At 43.4% G+C, this 18,759-nt stretch carries 17 protein-coding genes, 3 tRNA genes and 1 pseudogene; 10 read left to right on the forward strand and 11 right to left on the reverse strand.

Translation table 11 applies throughout. The features are described from left to right. Nucleotides 1–107 precede the first annotated feature (107 nt). Nucleotides 108–713: a YceI family protein gene (locus tag CXF58_RS05695; protein ID WP_102076860.1), complete on the reverse strand. Its 606-nt coding sequence runs from the start codon at nt 711–713 to the stop codon at nt 108–110. Nucleotides 714–947: 234 nt separating this feature from the next. Between CXF58_RS05695 and CXF58_RS05700 the strand changes: the two genes are divergently transcribed. From CXF58_RS05700 to CXF58_RS05710, 3 genes and pseudogenes are all read left to right on the forward strand, one after another. Further along, nucleotides 948–1,343 carry a nuclease-related domain-containing protein gene (locus CXF58_RS05700; protein WP_228706548.1) on the forward strand — a complete coding sequence of 132 codons (396 nt, stop codon included), beginning with the start codon at nt 948–950 and terminating at the stop codon, nt 1,341–1,343. Nucleotides 1,344–1,426: 83 nt separating this feature from the next. Beyond that, nucleotides 1,427–2,308: pseudogene (locus CXF58_RS05705) on the forward strand (IS982 family transposase). Nucleotides 2,309–2,327: 19 nt separating this feature from the next. Further along, a complete protein-coding gene (locus CXF58_RS05710) occupies nt 2,328–2,954 on the forward strand; it encodes a topoisomerase DNA-binding C4 zinc finger domain-containing protein (protein ID WP_102076861.1) in 627 nt (208 codons plus the stop codon). A gap of 24 nt (nt 2,955–2,978) precedes the next feature. Here the strand turns inward: CXF58_RS05710 and CXF58_RS05715 are convergent, their stop codons facing one another. The 5 genes from CXF58_RS05715 to CXF58_RS05735 all read right to left on the reverse strand — a co-directional run bounded on the left by CXF58_RS05715 (nt 2,979) and on the right by CXF58_RS05735 (nt 8,992). Continuing rightward, nucleotides 2,979–3,740 (reverse strand): IS5 family transposase, encoded by a 762-nt coding sequence (locus CXF58_RS05715; protein ID WP_102076862.1) that lies wholly within the window; start codon nt 3,738–3,740, stop codon nt 2,979–2,981. A 326-nt stretch (nt 3,741–4,066) separates the two neighbouring features. Then, nucleotides 4,067–5,713 (reverse strand): GMC family oxidoreductase, encoded by a 1,647-nt coding sequence (locus CXF58_RS05720; protein WP_102076863.1) that lies wholly within the window; start codon nt 5,711–5,713, stop codon nt 4,067–4,069. A gap of 109 nt (nt 5,714–5,822) precedes the next feature. Then, a complete protein-coding gene (locus CXF58_RS05725) occupies nt 5,823–6,155 on the reverse strand; it encodes a DUF779 domain-containing protein (RefSeq protein WP_068408108.1) in 333 nt (110 codons plus the stop codon). A gap of 184 nt (nt 6,156–6,339) precedes the next feature. After that, nucleotides 6,340–7,368 (reverse strand): alcohol dehydrogenase AdhP, encoded by a 1,029-nt coding sequence (gene adhP, locus CXF58_RS05730; protein ID WP_228706549.1) that lies wholly within the window; start codon nt 7,366–7,368, stop codon nt 6,340–6,342. Nucleotides 7,369–7,465: 97 nt separating this feature from the next. Continuing rightward, nucleotides 7,466–8,992 (reverse strand): acetaldehyde dehydrogenase ExaC, encoded by a 1,527-nt coding sequence (locus tag CXF58_RS05735; protein WP_102076865.1) that lies wholly within the window; start codon nt 8,990–8,992, stop codon nt 7,466–7,468. 452 nt (nt 8,993–9,444) lie between these two features. On the opposite strand from CXF58_RS05735, the gene CXF58_RS05740 reads away from it, so the two are divergent. From CXF58_RS05740 to CXF58_RS05750, 3 genes are all read left to right on the forward strand, one after another. Beyond that, a complete protein-coding gene (locus CXF58_RS05740; protein WP_102076866.1) occupies nt 9,445–11,367 on the forward strand; it encodes an AAA family ATPase in 1,923 nt (640 codons plus the stop codon). 118 nt (nt 11,368–11,485) lie between these two features. Continuing rightward, nucleotides 11,486–12,619, forward strand: coding sequence for a type I glyceraldehyde-3-phosphate dehydrogenase (locus CXF58_RS05745; RefSeq protein ID WP_102076869.1), 1,134 nt, complete (start codon nt 11,486–11,488; stop codon nt 12,617–12,619). A gap of 153 nt (nt 12,620–12,772) precedes the next feature. Further along, nucleotides 12,773–12,863 (forward strand) — tRNA-Ser (locus tag CXF58_RS05750). A 234-nt stretch (nt 12,864–13,097) separates the two neighbouring features. Here CXF58_RS05750 and CXF58_RS05755 read toward each other — a convergent pair. From CXF58_RS05755 to CXF58_RS05765, 3 genes are all read right to left on the reverse strand, one after another. Continuing rightward, complete coding sequence (locus tag CXF58_RS05755; RefSeq protein ID WP_226928858.1) at nt 13,098–13,853, reverse strand: hypothetical protein; 756 nt, start codon at nt 13,851–13,853, stop codon at nt 13,098–13,100. 235 nt (nt 13,854–14,088) lie between these two features. Then, on the reverse strand, nt 14,089–14,418 hold the full coding sequence (locus tag CXF58_RS05760) for a CopG family transcriptional regulator (protein ID WP_068408103.1): 330 nt from the start codon (nt 14,416–14,418) through the stop codon (nt 14,089–14,091). Nucleotides 14,419–14,625: 207 nt separating this feature from the next. Next, a tRNA-Asn gene (locus tag CXF58_RS05765) sits at nt 14,626–14,701 on the reverse strand. Nucleotides 14,702–15,174: 473 nt separating this feature from the next. Here CXF58_RS05765 and CXF58_RS05770 point away from each other — a divergent pair. The 3 genes from CXF58_RS05770 (at nt 15,175) to CXF58_RS05780 (ending at nt 17,107) form a co-directional block, all read left to right on the forward strand. Continuing rightward, nucleotides 15,175–15,519, forward strand: coding sequence for a DMT family transporter (locus CXF58_RS05770; protein WP_082894398.1), 345 nt, complete (start codon nt 15,175–15,177; stop codon nt 15,517–15,519). A 51-nt stretch (nt 15,520–15,570) separates the two neighbouring features. Further along, entirely contained in the window at nt 15,571–16,077 is a 507-nt protein-coding gene (locus CXF58_RS05775) for a M48 metallopeptidase family protein (protein WP_102076867.1), read from the forward strand. Between the two features lie 85 nt (nt 16,078–16,162). Beyond that, nucleotides 16,163–17,107, forward strand: coding sequence for a DMT family transporter (locus CXF58_RS05780; RefSeq protein WP_102076868.1), 945 nt, complete (start codon nt 16,163–16,165; stop codon nt 17,105–17,107). Between the two features lie 73 nt (nt 17,108–17,180). Here CXF58_RS05780 and CXF58_RS05785 read toward each other — a convergent pair whose 3' ends face one another. Further along, on the reverse strand, nt 17,181–17,933 hold the full coding sequence (locus CXF58_RS05785; protein WP_068408356.1) for a type 1 glutamine amidotransferase: 753 nt from the start codon (nt 17,931–17,933) through the stop codon (nt 17,181–17,183). A gap of 211 nt (nt 17,934–18,144) precedes the next feature. Between CXF58_RS05785 and CXF58_RS05790 the strand changes: the two genes are divergently transcribed. After that, nucleotides 18,145–18,221 (forward strand) — tRNA-Val (locus tag CXF58_RS05790). A 230-nt stretch (nt 18,222–18,451) separates the two neighbouring features. Here CXF58_RS05790 and CXF58_RS05795 read toward each other — a convergent pair. Continuing rightward, nucleotides 18,452–18,676, reverse strand: coding sequence for a helix-turn-helix domain-containing protein (locus CXF58_RS05795; protein ID WP_041773282.1), 225 nt, complete (start codon nt 18,674–18,676; stop codon nt 18,452–18,454). Nucleotides 18,677–18,759 lie beyond the last annotated feature (83 nt).

Genomic DNA, 18,759 nt, shown 5'->3' on the forward strand with positions numbered 1-18,759 from the left:
TCATTGCTTATTCTCCTGTTAGTGGATTATAAGCAGTTACACAAAGTTTGGGAAACTCCCTTATCTACCCAACTTAGAAATTCTAAGTTGGGTTTTTTGTCACTTAATCAATTGGCTGCAATCAGCTTCCCTGATATTTCAAGCGGAATGATATTGCTAATCAGTTTCGGGAAGGCTGTCACCCCGTAGTTATAGCGATCGACCATGCCTGTCGCGCGAAACTTTAACGTCGGTTTAGAGGTGGCGGGGTCAATCTCTACATCAGATAAAGTCACTCTTACCGTTAACGGTTTGGTTTGACCTAAAGCGGTAAAATCGCCCGTGACATTTGCTTGTTTCGGTGTAATCATCTTGATCTTTTTTGAAACAAATGTCATCGTTGGATACTGCTGCGTATTGAGCAGCTCCTTTCGGCGCAAAAAACTGTCACGTAGCTTGCGCTCGGTATCGATGCTATCGGTATGCACGGTAAAATTAATGGTCGTACTCTCAGGCTTTTTGACGTCATAATTGATCGATCCATTTACTTTACGAAACTTACCGTCAGTGGTCGCCTTGCCTAAATACTTGACCTCAAAATCAGCACTGGTCTTAGGCACGTCCAGTTTCCACTTTTGTGGCATCGTGTTGGCGGCGACTCCCATTATAGGCAAAGATAATAATAAAGAGGTACCAAGCGTAATCTTTAACAAAGAGGCGGCGCGAGTATTCATACGTATTATCCAAAGGGTGGTATTAAAGTCGTCAGTATTGAACATGCTTTTAGGGCACAACTGAGCGTTATAGCTGAAATAATAATACGATAGCCTACTACAATTGTGCTGTTTCAATGTATTATTAAAGTTATGAGCGATTTAGAAGTAAGTCTTATACTGGCTTATCGCTTAAAATAACCAATATGACTTTTTATATAGTAGATCGTCGGCGAGACCGTCATCAATGTAGCCATGTGGCTAAAACTTGAAAAAGACGTTTATCATCGTCTAAACAATATCACTTTGCCATTAGCAAATGGCGGCAGCACCCAAATTGACCATGTCATCGTCTCTAGGTATGGCATCTTTGTCATCGAAACCAAAAACTATAAAGGCTGGATTTTTGGTAATGAGAAGCAAAGACAGTGGACGCAAGTCATTATGGGTCGCAAGTATAAATTTCAAAATCCATTGCGGCAAAATTATTTGCATATAAAAACGCTGTCTGATTTATTAGAACTGGAGATGAGTTATTTTCATTCGATGATTGCCTTTATCGGCGAGTGTGAGCTTAAAACTCGCGATGAACTACCTGAGCATGTATTGACGAGCGGCATGGCATCTTATATTAACCCCAGTTCGGGATAAGCGCTCAAAAAAAAGATAAAAAAGAAGTCCAAAGTTGCTAAAGTAAGTTTACCAAGACAAACTTCACAACAAGGACTTCTTACATGGACAACCTAACCGAACTATACTGCCATATTGACGACTTTTATCAGCAATTCAAACCTGAGTTTGACGCTCATTTAATCGCAACGGGACACCAAAGGTTAAGAGCATGCCAGATAAGTGTAGCAGAGATGATGACCATCTTGGTACTGTTTCATCAACTGCGGTATCGACAGTTTAAGTCTTTTTACTACCACCATATGCATGGCATGATGAAACGGGAGTTTCCAAACCTGCCGAGCTACTCGCGATTTATAGAGCTTGTGCCGCGCAGTATCATGCCACTGTGCAGCTACTTGCAAAGCATGATGGGCGACTGTACGGGTATCAGCTATATTGATTCAACCAAGATAGCAGTTTGTCATAACAAGCGTATCTACCGTCATAAAGTCTTTAAGGGACTTGCAACCCGAGGCAAAAGCAGCATGGGCTAGTTTTACGGCTTTAAGCTGCACGCCATTATCAATCATAAGGGCGAGCTTGTATCTGTTAAAGTCACTGCGGGTAATACGGATGACAGAGTGCCTGTTAAGGATATGGCAACACCTGTATTTGGCAAGGTGTTTGGGGATAGAGGCTATATCAGTAAAGCCCTAAACGAGTGGCTCACAAAACATAGTGATACCACGTTGATAACTAAACTTCGGCGTAATATGAAACCCCAATTACTTGAGCCTATGGATGAGGCACTACTCAATCATCGCTCTTTGGTTGAAACGGTGTTTGGAGAGCTTAAAAACTTGTGCCAAATCGAACACTCACGCCATCGTAGTGTGACGGGGTTTATCACAAACTTGCTGTCAGGTTTGATTGCTTATTGCTGGTTTCCCTATAAACCCACCATCAAAAACATGCCTCAGCAGAGACAGGTAGCCACATTGTAAATAGTATCAATGAGTTACAATGTGGCTTATCCCGAACTGGGGTTATATTAAGAAAAAACAAGATAAAATGCTTACCGATGAAGAAGTCAAAGCCATTGTTGAGCAAATTGAAAACAATCGATTTAGCAAGTCTTGGCGTACTAACAGAGCGCATAAAGCCTATTTAAAAGAGAAGCATAATCCGTCAAACAAGCAAGCTAGTGATAAACCAAATGCTAAGTCAGTTACTATATCAGCGAATCAGCCTGTGCCTGAATTAATAGTAAAACAACCTCCTAAAAAGACCATTCTTCAAATCAGAGAAGTACTGCGAGGGTCTGGGCAAACGGAAGTTGAAGCGAGCGACGCTCCGTTTGTCCCTTCTAGCAATGTTCTGCCTATCTCTCAACTGATTAATGATGATTCTGTCTTTATTACCCCATTTGAGGTTTTGGAATCAGAGCCGAAGATAGAGAAAGCTGCTACTAAGGAGCCTTCTATTATCGAGCAAGTTGAAGCGTCAATCATTTCTGATAATACTCCCGCTTGCCCGAAGTGTAATAGTGAGATGGTCAAGCGCGTTGCTAAAAAAGGTCAGCAGCAAGGTCAGCCCTTTTTTGGTTGCAGTCAATTTCCTAAGTGCCGCGGTGTGGTGAATATTAATTAGGTGATATTAGGGTGTGTATAGAATTCAAATGAGTGGCAACCAGATAAAGACACAAGCAAGCATTACCGCTGCTGCATAGCTATCTTTGAGCTTATGATATCGCGTGGCAATGCCCCTAAAATGTTTCAACCTAGCAAAAGCGTTTTCTACCAAGTGACGGCAACGATACAAATACCAGTCTAGTGTGTCATTGTTGCTGTTTTTAGAGTTCGACTTAACGGGTATGACTGACTCAGCACAGGGCTTGAAGATACACTCTCTAATATCACTACTATCGTAGCCCCTGTCTGCAATCACCGCTTTAGTCTGGTTATTAATCGTGCTATCTATCAACGTCTTTGCCATCTTAGCGTCATGCACTTGCCCACCTGTCAGCTCAACATGTATAGGGTTACCACAAGCATCGACCACTAAGTGCAGTTTGCTGCTATTACCTGCAACACTTTTACCAATGGCCTCATCAAGATGACTGGCTGCACCTGAACTATGCTGATGAGCTTTGACCACGCTACCGTCTATAAATAACCATTCACTATCATAGTTTGCTGTGATTATTTTCATGATCTTTTGCCATTTACCGGTTTTACGCCAATAACGGTATTGATGATATATGCGAGACCAATGACCGAAATAAGAAGGTAAGTCTCGCCATGGACAGCCTACTCTTATGAGGTACAGCATGCCTTCAACGGTACGTCTTAGATTGGGCTTGTTATATACGTTAATTTGTCGCAATATAATAAATAGCTTGTACCAAAGTTCATCGTTGAGCTTGGTGCGAGTCATAAGTGATGCCTTATTTCTTTGTTGTGGTAAACAGTAGAGTAAGGCGTTGCTTATTTTTTTCAATGCTTCCTCAATTCTATACAGCACCTATGCAAAACGAAAATAAGTCAGGTGTTTTTAACTCAAATTGTGGGCTGCGATAAATATCGATATAAATAAGCGGTTTAAATATACTACCTTACGCAGTTGTAACGCAAGGTATCAATATATTTAATTTGATAGAAAATGTCCCGTTTTAATATCTGTATTTTTGAATGTAAGTGCTATTTTCAATAGAAAAGTTATGAGATAAAAGCGCTTGCCGTAAAATATTTTACTTATTTTTTCTATGATGCGATTTGCTCAGCGTGATGATGTTTTGCTTTAATGAAGTCAGCCATTTTTTCGGCGATCATTATAGTAGGTGCATTGGTATTGCCGCTGATTAAGGTTGGCATGACTGAGGCATCGATGACACGCAGTCCGCTTACACCGCGCACTTTTAACTCCAGATCTACGACCGAGCGATCATCTGAGCCCATGCGACAAGTACCAACAGGGTGATAGATGGTATCTGATCTATTACGAATATAACCAAGCATGCCATCTTTTTCAATATACGGAGCAGGGTAGTCTTCGGTGATGTATTTTGCGATTGGGGCTTCTTGCATGATCGCTCGGGTACGCTCTGCACCAGCCACCATGTATTCTACGTCTTTAGGATGGGAGAGGAAGTTGGGATCAATCAATACGCACTCTGAGGGGTCAGCTGACGCAAGCCTAACCGTACCGCGGCTTTCAGGGCGCAAGTAGCAGGCGTGACAAGAAACAGCAAAACCGCGTCTAAGGTCACGACCGTGTTCAATCACGCGAGATATGACAAAATGCAGCTGGGTATTTGGCCACTCTTTTGGGGCGTCACCAACGCTAAAGAACGCACCAGCTTCGGCGTAGTTGGTAGATAGTAGCCCTGTGCCATCTTTTCTCCATTGGCGAATGCTTTTAGACAAGGTTGAGAGCGTTGCCATACCAATACCGATCACATCGGTAGTATTGACCTCGTAATCAAATACCACGTCTAAATGGTCTTGTAGATTACCGCCAACCTCGGGCGCATCGACCAATACATCGATACCGTGCGCCTGCAAGTGCTCGGCAGGACCAATACCAGATAGCATCAAAACTTTCGGCGAACCAAAAGCGCCACCTGACAAAATAATTTCCTGACGTGCCATTACTGTATGCTCGACGCCGTCTTTTTCATAAGCGACGCCAACGGCTTGTTTGTCTTCAAAGATGACACGGTTGGCTTGGGCGTGGGTGATAACGGTTAAATTTGGCCGACTTTTTTGTACGGGGTGTAAATAGGCGGCGGCCGCAGAGCAGCGTTGACCTTGTTTTTCACCATGAAAATGGGTGACTTGATATAGTCCTGCGCCGTCTTGTTTTTTACCATTAAAGTCTTGATTGTGCTCCAAGCCATTAGCGACAGCCGCTTCTACAAATGCTTTTGAGATTTCACGCGGGCTTAATAAATTACTGACGTGCAAAGGGCCGCTATCGCCATGCAGTTCATCCGCGCCGTGGACATTGTTTTCAGCTTTAATAAAGTAAGGTAGCACATCGTCAAAGCCCCAACCCTCACAGCCTTGCTCAACCCAGCGCTCATAATCAAGCGCGCTGCCGCGAGTATAGATCATTGCATTAATGGCGGATGAGCCGCCCAAGCATTGACCGCGCGGTTGAAAGCCGCGTCGATTATTAAGATGGGTTTGCGGCGTAGTATGAAAGCACCAATTGTTTGATTTTAGCGGTTTGCCTGGTACTAAAAGGATTAAACCTGCCGGTACGCGAATCGCAAGGTCTTTGCCTTCACCGCCGTACTCTAATAAACACACACTGATATCGGGATTTTCTGTCAGACGGCTGGCAAGGACGCAGCCTGCAGAACCGCCGCCCACGATGACGTAGTCAAATTTTGCGTCAAATTCCATTTTTATATTCCTTATAGCTTCCATGCCAATCAAACTGGAGAGCTAGCTTTCCAGTATATAGGTCATTGATTAGTATAGACCTAACAGAATACTGACGCTAGGCATTCATTCAATCTTCAATGGCGCATATTTCAGAGCGCACAATAAAGCGTTTGCCTTCAGGTATTTCCAGTGAAAAACTCGCACCACGACCATCGACTACATCGATAGTTAAATCAGTATGTTGCCAGAGTTTATACTGGGCTTTACCCATATAAAATGGACAACCAGCAAGCTCACCGACGAGTACGTCTTGACCACCAACTTTGAACTCACCCAGCGGATAACACATCGGTGAGCTGCCATCGCAGCAGCCGCCAGATTGATGGAACATCAGGTCACCGTGTTTGGACTTTAATAGCTCAATTAACGCAACGCAGGCTTCTGTCGCTTCAAGTTTCATAACGTGCTCCTTATTTTTAAACTTTTACCCAAACTAATCGGTAAAATATAAAAGGTCGTATCATCTTCACTCACATCATTAATAGCATGTGGCTGAAAACGATACGACCTGTTATTTGTGACCAAACGTCGTAATTATCGAGATAATTTCTAAAAAATAAAAATGTCTCACATAATTGACATGTCTACATAGAGTAATCAATGACGATGCGACCCTCAATCTTACCATCACGCATACGATCAAGAATGTCATTGATGTTTTCAAGTGGCTCAGCGGCAACAGTCGCTTTTACTTTACCTTCCGCTGCCATATCTAGCGACTCTTGTAGGTCTAGACGTGTACCAACGATTGAGCCACGAATGGTAATACCGTTTAGAACGGTATCAAAGATAGAGACAGGGAAGTCGCCCGTTGGTAGACCATTACAGACCAAAGTACCACCGCGTCGTAACATGCCTAAGGCTTGGTCAAATGCTTTAGACGATACTGCTGTCACGAGCGCACCATGAGCACCGCCGATTTCTGTTTGTAGATATTCGGCAGGGTCGGTGTTTTTTGCGTTGACCGTGACTTTTGCGCCCAGTCTTTTAGCAAAATCGAGCTTTTCATCATCTATATCAACAGCAGCAACGTTCAGTCCCATGGCAATGGCGTACTGTACCGCCATGTGACCAAGTCCACCGATACCTGAAATGACGACCCAATCACCTGGTTTGGTGTCTGTCATTTTCAGACCTTTATATACCGTCACACCCGCACATAGAACTGGTGCAATCTCAACAGAGTCAACGCTCTCAGGAATAATGCCAACATAGTCAGCATCTGCCAATACGTATTCTGCAAAGCTACCATTCACTGAATAACCAGAGTTCTCTTGACTTAGGCACAGGGTTTCCCAGCCGCCTAGACAATGCGTACAGTGACCACAGGCAGAGTAGAGCCAAGGCACACCGACACGGTCGCCTTCTTTAACATGCTTAACACCTTCACCCACAGCAGTGATCAGGCCGACACCTTCATGACCAGGGATAAACGGGGGGCTTGGTTTGACTGGCCAATCGCCTTCGACAGCGTGCAGGTCGGTATGACAGACACCTGATGCCTGCATTTTTACTACAATTTGACCAGGACCTGGGGTAGGGATATCAACTTCTTCAATCTGCAGAGGTTGGTTGAACTCATGCAGAACCGCAGCTTTCATTTTATTACTCACGTTGCATTCTCCTTATCGTGGATGGTGAGTTGATAGATGTCATATCTACCAACTCATTATTTTATGGTGGCTGCCATAAAGTGCGTGACAGACAGGCTTAAAAGAAGCCCATCTTTTTGGGACTATAAGAAACCAGCATGTTTTTGGTTTGCTGATAATGGTCGAGCATCATTAGATGGTTTTCGCGGCCGATACCCGATTGCTTGTAGCCACCAAATGCAGAATGCGAAGGATAGATGTGGTAGCAGTTGGTCCACACGCGACCTGCTTGGATGCCACGTCCGAAGCGATAGGCTTTATGTACACTGCGTGTCCAGACTCCAGCACCAAGACCATATATGGTATCATTGGCAATGCTCATGGCCTCTTCGTCGTCTTTAAATTTCGTGACGGCAAGTACTGGTCCAAAGATTTCCTCTTGGAACACGCGCATGTCGTTAGTGCCTTCAAAGATGGTCGGTTTCACATAATAACCGTCGCCAAGCTCGCCATCGTGTTTGGCTTGCTCGCCGCCAACCAAGACTTTCGCGCCTTCTTTTTTACCGATATCCAGATAAGATAAGATTTTTTCTAACTGGTCTGAGCTGGCTTGTGCACCAATCATGGTGTCAGTGTCTAATGGATTGCCCATTTTGATGGCTTCAACACGCTCGACACAGCGTTTGATAAATTCATCATAAATACTCTCATGTACCAGCGCGCGCGACGGACAAGTACAGATTTCACCTTGGTTAAGCGCAAACATCACTAGACCTTCGACCGCTTTGTCCAAAAAATCATCGTCTTCGTCCATGACATCAGCAAAGAAGATATTTGGACTCTTACCACCCAGCTCTAGGGTAACTGGAATGATGTTTTCACTGGCGTACTGCATGATTAGGCGACCAGTAGTCGTCTCACCAGTAAAGGCAACTTTATTGATACGTGGATTGGAGGCAAGCGGCTTACCAGCTTCAACTCCGAAACCGTTGACCACGTTGAGGACACCTTTTGGTAAGATATCAGCAATCCCGATCGTCTCTAGCATAAATAGGATAGAGGCAGGCGTTTGCTCTGCAGGCTTGAGTACTATACAGTTACCAGCAGCAAGCGCAGGGGCTAGCTTCCATACTGCCATGAGGATCGGAAAGTTCCATGGGATAATTTGGCCGACGACACCAAGTGGCTCATGGAAGTGATAAGCAACCGTGTCATCATCAATTTGACTGAGGCCGCCTTCTTGTGCACGAATGGCACTGGCAAAATAGCGAAAGTGATCGACAGCTAATGGAATGTCTGCTGCTAGGGTTTCACGTACAGGCTTGCCGTTTTCATACGTTTCGGCAATGGCGATGGCTTCTAAATTGGCTTCCATCTTATCTGCAATTTTGAGCAGTAGATTGGCACGTTCAGCGACACTGGTTTTGCCCCAAGCGTCTTTGGCAGCATGAGCAGCGTCTAAGGCTTTTTCAATATCCGCTTCTTTTGAACGGGCGACTTGGCAGATGACTTTACCGTCAATGGGGCTGGTGTTGTCAAAGTATTCTCCATCGGCTGGTGCGACCCACTCACCATTGATAAAGTTGTCATATTTTTCGCGGAATTGGACGGGGCTGTTTTCTGTATTGGGATAGGCGTGTAGCATTAACGACTCCTTGTTGTATTAATTTATAAAGCAAATAAACGTTCAAGCCTTTGATATATGATCTTTTGAGGTCATATCTATAAAGTCACTTGCACGGTTTTGCTGGATCTCCCTGATCAGGTTGTCAGTCTATCCTACTGAACTTTTATACATAAAGATACCGCATTCTCAACTTATTTTTCTAAGGTATTGGTTTACTTAGTTTTTAAAATTACAGTTAAAACAATTAGGATTTTAAATTCTATAAAAATCAAAAACCTACGATAAGTTGAGATTGGCGTATAAGGATAGTTACTTTTAGTAAAGCAAATCAGGTTGTTTCATAAATTTAGGTTATGCATAAGTATCTGCTTAAATTGGTTCGAAAACTTGGTACAGCTGTTATAATTGCTACCATTATGATGCTACGACGGTAGTTTCCTTTTTCTTATGTTATTGGTTGGTTTGGATATATGCGTCAATCTTCTGCTCTTGATATCTTAAAAACAGGTCAAAATGTGTTTTTGACTGGCTCAGCAGGTTCAGGTAAAACTTATACTCTCAACCAGTACATCAATTACTTACGCGCGCGCCGTGTGCCAGTTGCTGTGACTGCTAGTACGGGTATCGCGGCGACACACATGAACGGCACGACTATCCATAGTTGGTCGGGTATAGGCATCAAAGACGAGTTGTCTGATCGTGATTTGACCAATTTATCGCGTAAGCAGTTTTTAGCAGACAGATTAAAAGACACGGCGGTATTGATCATCGATGAGATTTCCATGCTGCATGCCAAGCAGCTTAACCTAGTCAACCAAGTGCTCAAGCATGTGCGAAAAAACGATGCTGCATTTGGTGGTATACAAGTGGTGGTTGCAGGGGACTTTTTTCAGTTACCACCGATTGGAAGTAAGGGTGAGAGTAACCGAGAAAAGTTTGCTTTTATGTCTGAGGCCTGGCTCGATGCTAAGTTCCATATTTGTTATTTATCCGAGCAGCATCGGCAAGTCAGTGAGGCCGCTAATGGTGGTCTCGATTTGGATGATATTCTCAATCAGATTCGCAGACAAGAAGTCACTTTTGAGGCGATTGCGGCATTGGAAGCTACCTTTGATCAAAACGTCGATATCAATCGCACCCGTCTATATACCCACAACCTCAACGTCAATAAAATCAATGATAAAGAACTGGCAGCGCTTGAAGGCGAAACCATGCGGTTTGAGGCCACCGCGACAGGTGATAGCAAACTGGTTGAGACGCTCAAAAAGACTGTGCGCACCCAAGATGAGCTGATTCTAAAAGTTGGTGCTAAGGTAATGTTTATCAAAAACAACACTGAGCTTGGTGTGTCCAACGGTACCATGGGTGAGCTGATTGGTTTTGCTGCGGTAAAAATTGACGATAGTAAAGATACGAGCGATGATTTGATTGAAGATACTGCGCAAGATGCTATTGCTAAGAATACGAAAAACAAAGCCAAAAAAGATAAAGAAAGTAAGGAAAAACCAAAAGATAAAAAACCAACCACGCAAAAAATGCCTGTAGTTCGACTAAACTCAGGTCGTGAAGTCATCGCTGAGCCTGAAGAGTGGATCATCGAAGACGAAACCGGCGACGTGCTGGCAAGCTACTTACAAGTGCCGCTGTGTTTGGCTTGGGCGATTACTATTCATAAATCGCAAGGCATGACCCTTGAGGCGGCCGAGATTGATTTATCGCGCACTTTTGAGCTTGGGCAAGGTTATGTGGCATTGTCACGCTTAAAGTCGCTGGCAGGTTTGCAATTGCTCGGTATGAATGACATGAGCTTGCAGCTTGATCCGCTGGCACGCGGCGCCGATAAACGCTTTTTGGCACTGTCAGAGGAAGCGGATGCCAATTATGCCATGCTCGATGAAGAAAGCATGACGCAGGCGCATGAGAAATTTATTCTAAAATCAGGCGGCACGCTTAGTAAGTCAGTGATTAAAGCGTATGCCAATTTGCAGAAAAAACGCCGCGAGCAACAGCAAGCGCAGATAGATAAAAAACAGAAACTTGGTAATCAAGTTTCTGATAAATCGGACAGCACCTTGCTGGCGACGCGAATTTTATTAGAAGAGAGCTTATCGATTGCCGAGATTTCGCAGGCGCGGCAGCTGTCGCAATCGACCATTATGCGCCATATTGCAGAATTAAAATCGCAAGATCCAAGTTTGGCGTGTGATCATCTGCGCCCAGACGATGAAGTGATGACGGCGGTTGGCAACGCTTATGTGGCCATTAAGGTCGCCAATAACCCTAATGACTTTAACGATGATGGCAGTGTTAAGCTGCGTCCAATTTTTGAGCATCTAAAACAAGCGGTTGATTACAATACCATTCGTTTGGCATTAATTTTTATTACGCCGTAGCATCCAATCGGTGAGAAAAAATCTCTAAAGATAGACCGTCATTATGCTGATAATATTCAATGTAGCGCGCCACTCTTTTTATATCTCTTTATAGCGATACCCTTTTATGTCTGACGTTATACCTGATTTTTCTAGCGCAACTTACCAATTGAACGCCGAACCTAGAGTGGCGCTTACGCATGCGACAGGCGAGCATACGCAGCCCTTGAGGATTGCTATCAATGGCTTTGGCCGTATTGGACGTAATGTACTGCGTGCCTTGTTAGAGCGCTTTGAGGTGTTGGGGCGCGCTATCCATGTAGTGGCGATTAATGATTTGGCATCGGCTGATATCTTATTGCATTTGTTAAAATTCGATAGTACTCATGGTCGCTTAAGCCGACTTGGCGTCAGTGCAGAGGTTTTAGACGATAAAAACAATACTCAGCTGTGTTTGACTAAGAATAATCTGACCTACTGCATCAAAATGCTCTCAGAAGCTGACCCAAAAAACCTACCATGGCGCACGCTTGGTATCGATGTAGTGCTAGAGTGTACGGGGCATTTTCGCTCTTATGAGCAGGCGCAGCTACATATAGCAGCGGGTGCACAGCAAGTCATTATTGGTGCTGCGCCCTTTGATAATGTCGATGCTTGTATTGTCATGGGCGTCAATACCGCTGAGCTCACACGCAAGCTGCCGATTATCTCGAGCGTTTCTTGTACCACGCAGGCCTTAGTACCGCTGATTGATACGCTTGATAAGGCATTTGGCGTTAGGTCGGCTATGATGACCGAGATTCATGCTGTGACTGCTGACCAGACAGTGCTCGATCAAGCGCACCGAGACCCAAGACGCGCACGCGCCTCTGGTTATAATATTATTCCGACCACCTCAAGTAGTATTGCTGCGACAGAACGGGTATTGCCTGCGATGGTAGGGAAGATAAACGGTCACTCGATACGCGTACCGACCATTGATGTGGCGGCGATTGATGTGACGTTTGTCTTTGATACGCCGGATGTCAGCGTCGATGCGATACGAGAAAAGTTAAGAGCTGCTAGCCTTGGTGATTTGATAAATATCATGGCGTATACTGATGAGCCGCTCGTTTCCAGTGACTTTATCCATCAGCCAGAATCGCTGATTATCGATGGGCAGCAATTGATGCAAGTGGGCGAGCAATATAAAGTGTTTGCCTGGTACGACAATGAATGGGGCTATGCCAACAGGCTGCTTGATATGTGCTTGCACCTCGCTTTAAGTAAATAACCTGGTTTGCAGTAAATGTTTTAAAAAAAGCACGGGGTAAAAAATTTTGGCGCACGCTAAGTCATTGATTTAAAACTGGCTGTAAATTAATTTCATTTTTTTAATATGAAGCGCTTGCATTATACGATGATATCTATATAATGATGCACCAATGGAGACGTGGCAGAGCGGTTGAATGCACCGGTCTTGAAAACCGGCAAGGGTTCATAGCCCTTCGAGAGTTCGAATCTCTCCGTCTCCGCCAAATTCGAAAAAGCCCCAATCAGTTATTGATTGGGGCTTTTTTATGTTTGCATAAATGCGGTTTTAACTTAGCGGGCACTCTATAGTTGGTTTATTTTAAACCCGATACCGTGCCGAGCGACTGGGATGAATTTTCCGCAGCCTCTGCACTAGCGCAAGCAAGGAAAATTTATACCAGTCGCACATAGTTATGCCCCTATCGATTTTGTTTTGAATGGACTATATGAACTCTCTATTATTTCGCCAGCGTTTGCTCAAACTCTACTTCTTGCCCATCCATTAATACCAGTGTGCCTTCGCTAATCTCAATGTGTATGTCCGTATGATTTTTAATCGCGCGCATGACATTGATATCTTCAATACTGCTTTCGATGATGATTTTGCCAGACTGTTCAGGTTCGATTGGTGGCTGGAACTGGGTCAACGGTACATTAAAGCTTTTACTTTTGGTCAAATTGGCCTCTTGCATGGTGAGCTTACCCTTAAAGCTTTTAATCGCTACCTTACCGTGGTTTGACAGCATAAACTGTAGTTTTACTTGGTTTAGACTATCGCTATCGCTGGTTTTTACGGGGAGTAAAGCGACAGGGTAATTTTGTGCTTTGGCAGTGTGCACTTGCGGACTGGTGACAATCGGGCTTTTTTTGCCAGTAGGATTGTTTGGATGCAAGCGCTCATATTCACGCTGCTGGATAAGGGCTTGCTTGATGGTGATACGTGGCATCGCTCCGGACTCATACGCGCCGCTGAGCTTCATACGTAGCATATAACGGCTCAAGAGCTGTCTGTCAGCCTCAGGCAACCGCTCAAACGTATCGCCAAGCTTCTTTTGCCATTGGTCAGAGTTGGTTGGTATGGTCTGCCTGCTTGGATCTGCTGGCGGCTGTGTGCAGCCATTGATAACTGGCAACATCGCTACAGTAAATGCCAATAACATGGCCTTTTTTATATAGCGTGCACGGCCTGCGTGTTTATATAAACCAATCATCATATGCCTCCTTTTCAACCCATATAGATACTAATAACTTTTATACCAATATAGCGCCTATCAATATAGCGCTTATGATAATTTTGTATGTTTGTTTATCGCTAATGGGTATTCGATGTTATTAAGCGTATTAAGAAGGGCATGTTTTATGTAGCAAGTTCAAATTAAATAGCAAAAAAAAGACCAAGCGCCGTTAAGCAAACTTAGTCTTTTTTTTGTATGTATGATAAGCCAAGTGCTACTCTTTATCTTGCAGCTCAGACAGCGGGTGAGTGGTGGTATTATTATGCGTGACCACAATCGCCTCATCAATGATACGTTGGCTGACCCCGCGCTTACGTAGGCTTTCAATAAACACTTCATCATGCGCCAAGGTATAATCTTGATGGTCGCGATCCAGCCCTTGACGAATGTATAGACGAATCAAGCCTTGGATACGTTTAAAGCCCAGCTCTGCTGAGGTAGACTCTAATAACCTAATCATTTCTTCAGACAAGCGAATACTGATCGGACGCGTGATTTTTTGTGGATGATCAGAGAATTTATTTTTTATACGAACAGGTATCATAATAAACCATTACTTTTAGTGAGTAGGAATAAAACACTCAGACAAAAACGAACTTGGTCACAGCTCTTCTTACCATACAATAAAAATTGCTAAAAGAACACCGTCGCCGTATGAATATTGTATTGGTGAATAAGGTAAGCTATTAAGGATTAAATAGCGACCATAAAAAAACCTCCATCAAATAGTTGATGAAGGTCTTTTAGAATATGGCTCTCCAACCTGGGCTCGAACCAGGGACACACGGATTAACAGTCCGTTGCTCTACCAACTGAGCTATTGGAGAATAAGTTGTGATAACGGTTAATTAAACAAGTTTTACAAAGCCTTTGGTAGGTGCGATTGCTTATCTTGTTTGCGTTATGTGGGGCACATTTTAGCCAAGTAGTTCTGGGCTGTCAACCTTATTAGGCGATAAATAATAAATATAATTATAAATAGGATAAAATTGTGGGTGTTTCTTGTTAAAGCGGCGACTTTATTGACGGTGACGATGGTTGCTGCTGCTAAAATATGTATAAAAATTAATTTTTCTTAATATTATTATAACTTACTTTATTCCTTAGTTTGGTAAGACTATCTATTTGAAACTAAAGAAAAACCTTATATTGCTTTAACCCTTAAAATCTCTATTTCACGCACCCATATAAACCTATAAAATAGTCAGCCCAGATTTTTTATCATTTTTGCTTTGATTTGAAGCTTTTTAACTCCTTATTTTTTTTAAAACATATTCTAACCGATATAGGTGCCCTAAATATGAGTCCAACCATGATTGCTTACGGTTACCTTGCCATCGCTATTGTCTGCGAAGTCATTGGCACTACCTTTTTGGTCAAGTCAGAGCAGTTTACGCGTTTTGTGCCCACGCTGATTATGGCGGTGCTTTATGCGATTTCGTTCTACTTATTGACCCAAACCATAAAAACCATCCCTATTGGTATAGCTTATGCGTTATGGGGCGGGCTTGGTATCGTATTGACTTCACTGGTAGGACTGTTCTTTTTTAAGCAAACGCTCGATACAGCAGCGATCATCGGCATTGCGATGATTGTTGGTGGGGTAGTGGTGATGAATTTATTGTCTAATTCGGTGGCACATTAAGTAAACAAGCATTATTAATCGTTAAACATTGAAACGTCAAGGATAAATACATTGACCACATTAAAGTATATCGCGCATTACTCTGAGCAAATTCAAAGCCAAGCGGCGACGCTGATTAGTACGGGCAGGCTGGGTGAGTATTTGGATAAAAACTATCCAAACCGTCATCAAATACAAAGCGATAAAGCGCTATATCAATATAGTAATGAAATCAAAAATCAGTATATGCGTAAGAGTAGCCCGCTGTCGCAGGTGTCTTATAACAGTAAACTTGCAGTGCTCAATCAAGCACTTGGTATTCATACCTATCAATCGCGCGTGCAAGGCAGTAAGCTAAAATCACATAATAGCATCACGGTAGCCAGCCTATTTAAAGAAGCGCCGCCCGAGTTTTTGCGTATGATCGTGGTGCATGAGTTGGCGCATTTTAAGGAGCAAGAGCATAACAAGGCCTTTTATCAACTTTGCTGTCATATGGAGCCAAACTATCATCAATATGAGCTTGATACTCGTTTATGGTTGCATTGGCGCGAGCGCTCATCTATCGTGATGAAATAAAAGCTAATAATAATGCTAAGTCAATAAAATAGTAATAGCGCTAATGACGATGAATAAAGCCGCTGTTTTAACACTAAGGTAGTCTATGAGTCAGTCAGCGCCGCAATCTATAGCTAAAGATAAAAAAGCATGGCTCATTCCTGTGCTGTGTCTCATCGCGGGTGGCGGATTGATCGGTATTTCTACCAATCTAGCCAAATTAGCAGGTGAGGTCGGTCTGACGCCGCTGGCATTTCTGTTTTGGTCTATCACAGGTGCGGCGTTTATTTTATTTAGTTATGCGTTGTTACGCCACGAGCTGCCGCCGTTAAGCAAACCAACCTTGAGCTATTATTTGGTTGCGGCGTTGGTGAGTGTGGCAGGCTCCAATCTCATTTTCTTCTCCGCTATTCCGCATGTCGGCGCCAGTTTTGTCGCCTTGATTATTTCTCTGCCGCCACTATTGACGTATCTTGCCGCTATCATCCTAAGAATAGAGCGCTTTACCAAGCTGCGCGCGCTTGGCGTGGTCGCGGCACTTGCCGGCGCAGGGGTGCTCGCCGTCCGTAAATTCGCTGCGCCCGATGCCAGTGTTTTTTGGATTGGGCTAGCGCTTTGTGGTCCGGTGTTATTGGCGATTGGTAATATTTATCGCACCTTATATTGGCCTGATAATCTCTCTCCGAGCGCGCTGGCACCGGGTATGCTGATAGCCGCATCCGTGCTACTTGGCTTGTTTAGTATTTTACCTAATTATTCTCTTGCCGTTCCGCTAGCTGAGATGTTGCCGTTAGGGTTGATTGCCGTGCAGGCTTTCGTTTTTGCTGGACAGTTTTTATTGTTATTCTTACTACAAAAAACCGGCGGCCCCGTACTACTCAGTTTATTAGGCTCAGTTGGGGCGGTGGTTGGTGTGCCGGTTGCTATTTTTTTACAAGGCGAGCGTCCGCCTGAAGGGTTGTTTTTGGGCGCATCATTGATAGCGCTTGGCGTCGTGTTGGTTACCTATGGTGGGGTAAAAATGGCGGCATCAAACCAGCAGACTCAATAAAGGGTGGGCTTGCGGCTAAAAGGGGTAAAAAGCAGCTAAACCGTTAAGTTTTCTTAGGATTGAAAGATTAGGTTTAAATGTCCGCCGTCGTTACCATACGATTGAGCATGGCTGCTAAGCGCGCGTTGTTATCGGCAATATATTTATCGCCAAGCGTTATGATTTCAGTAGGTGATTGTACGGTTTTAGGATAGTTAATTAGCCCTTTTTGAATGGCATTGTCGCCATTTGCTACCATTTTAACGATGCTTTCTTTGGTGACTTCAAAATGACACTGCCAAGCCATAACCCAAGTACCAAGCGCTTTTTGCTGCGGCGTTTGATAAAGAAAGCCTTGATTGGGCCACGCTGCTGATGTTGCTAACGGAATCGCTCCTTGTGGATATTCAAACCCATCGCCATGCCAATGAAAGACCGTAAACGGCTGCTTTGGTAAGTCCTGTAGTAAAGGGTGAGACTGAGCGTCTTTAGTCAACTGAATAGGTAGCCAGCCGATTTCTTTTACGCCTGCCGGCTCTACGCTCGCCCCCAAGCAGTGCGCAATAAGCTGCGCCCCCAAACAGACACCTATCACTGTTTTTCCGCTATCCATACTTTGTTTAATCAGACGTTTTTCTTCAATTAGCCAAGAATGGTTGTCCTCATCGTGGACACTCATCGGCCCGCCCATCACGATTAACCAGTCAAAACTGTCAAGCGCTGGCAAGGTGTCTTTATTATAAGAACGCGTGTAGGTAATAGTGTGCTGATGATGAACTGCCCAATGCTTAATAAAGCTGAGGTCTTCGTAATCTGTGTGAAATAAAGCATGAATACGTAAGGTCATCTGATGATCTCGATTAAGAAGTTGTATTTTTATAATATTGAGAGTCTATAAGCTATGAGCTGTCTTAGATAGTGAAAACTATTTAGAGCACTCTAATTCTCTTAAGTGTTTCATTATAAAGCGTAAAATTAGCTATTCTTATAATAACCTAATATTGTGATAGAAAAGGCTTGCAAAGTTTTAAAAACTTGCTAAAATGCATGTCCTAAATAGGCGTATAGCTCAGTTGGTTAGAGCGCTACCTTGACATGGTAGAGGTCGCTAGTTCGAATCTAGTTACGCCTACCAGATTCGAAAGCCCCAATCTTTATGATTGGGGCTTTTTTTATGCCCGTTTTATAAGGGTCGTAGCGCAAAACTTCTATTTGATTCGTGTTGTAGCTGCTCTATTTTTATCAGTATTCTTTTTTCTTAAAAAAGCTCGGTGACCAAATGGTGACTAAAACGTGACCAACCTAAAATATCACTATCTTGTCTTCTCCGATATTTGACCTCTACTCCAAACTTTTCTTTACCACCTATTTAACTTCTTCTGATGCCTTGTTAGGGATATAAGTAAATAATTCACCCACACCCACATCTAGTGCTTCACAAATCTTATCCATGGTTTCAAAATCTATTCGCGAAGTCTGTTCATTATAGATTTTGTGCATTGTAGATTTACTAATGCCTGTCATCCTTATCAAATCAGCAACCTTCATTCTGCGCTCTGCTAATAAAACTGGCAAATTAGACACAATCATAATAAAAACCTTTATTTACGCCAATCTCAACTTATCGTAGGCTTTTGATTTTTATAGAATTTAAAATTTTAATTGTTTTAACT

Source organism: Psychrobacter sp. Sarcosine-02u-2, from assembly GCF_002836335.1.
Taxonomy (GTDB): Bacteria; Pseudomonadota; Gammaproteobacteria; order Pseudomonadales; family Moraxellaceae; genus Psychrobacter; species Psychrobacter faecalis.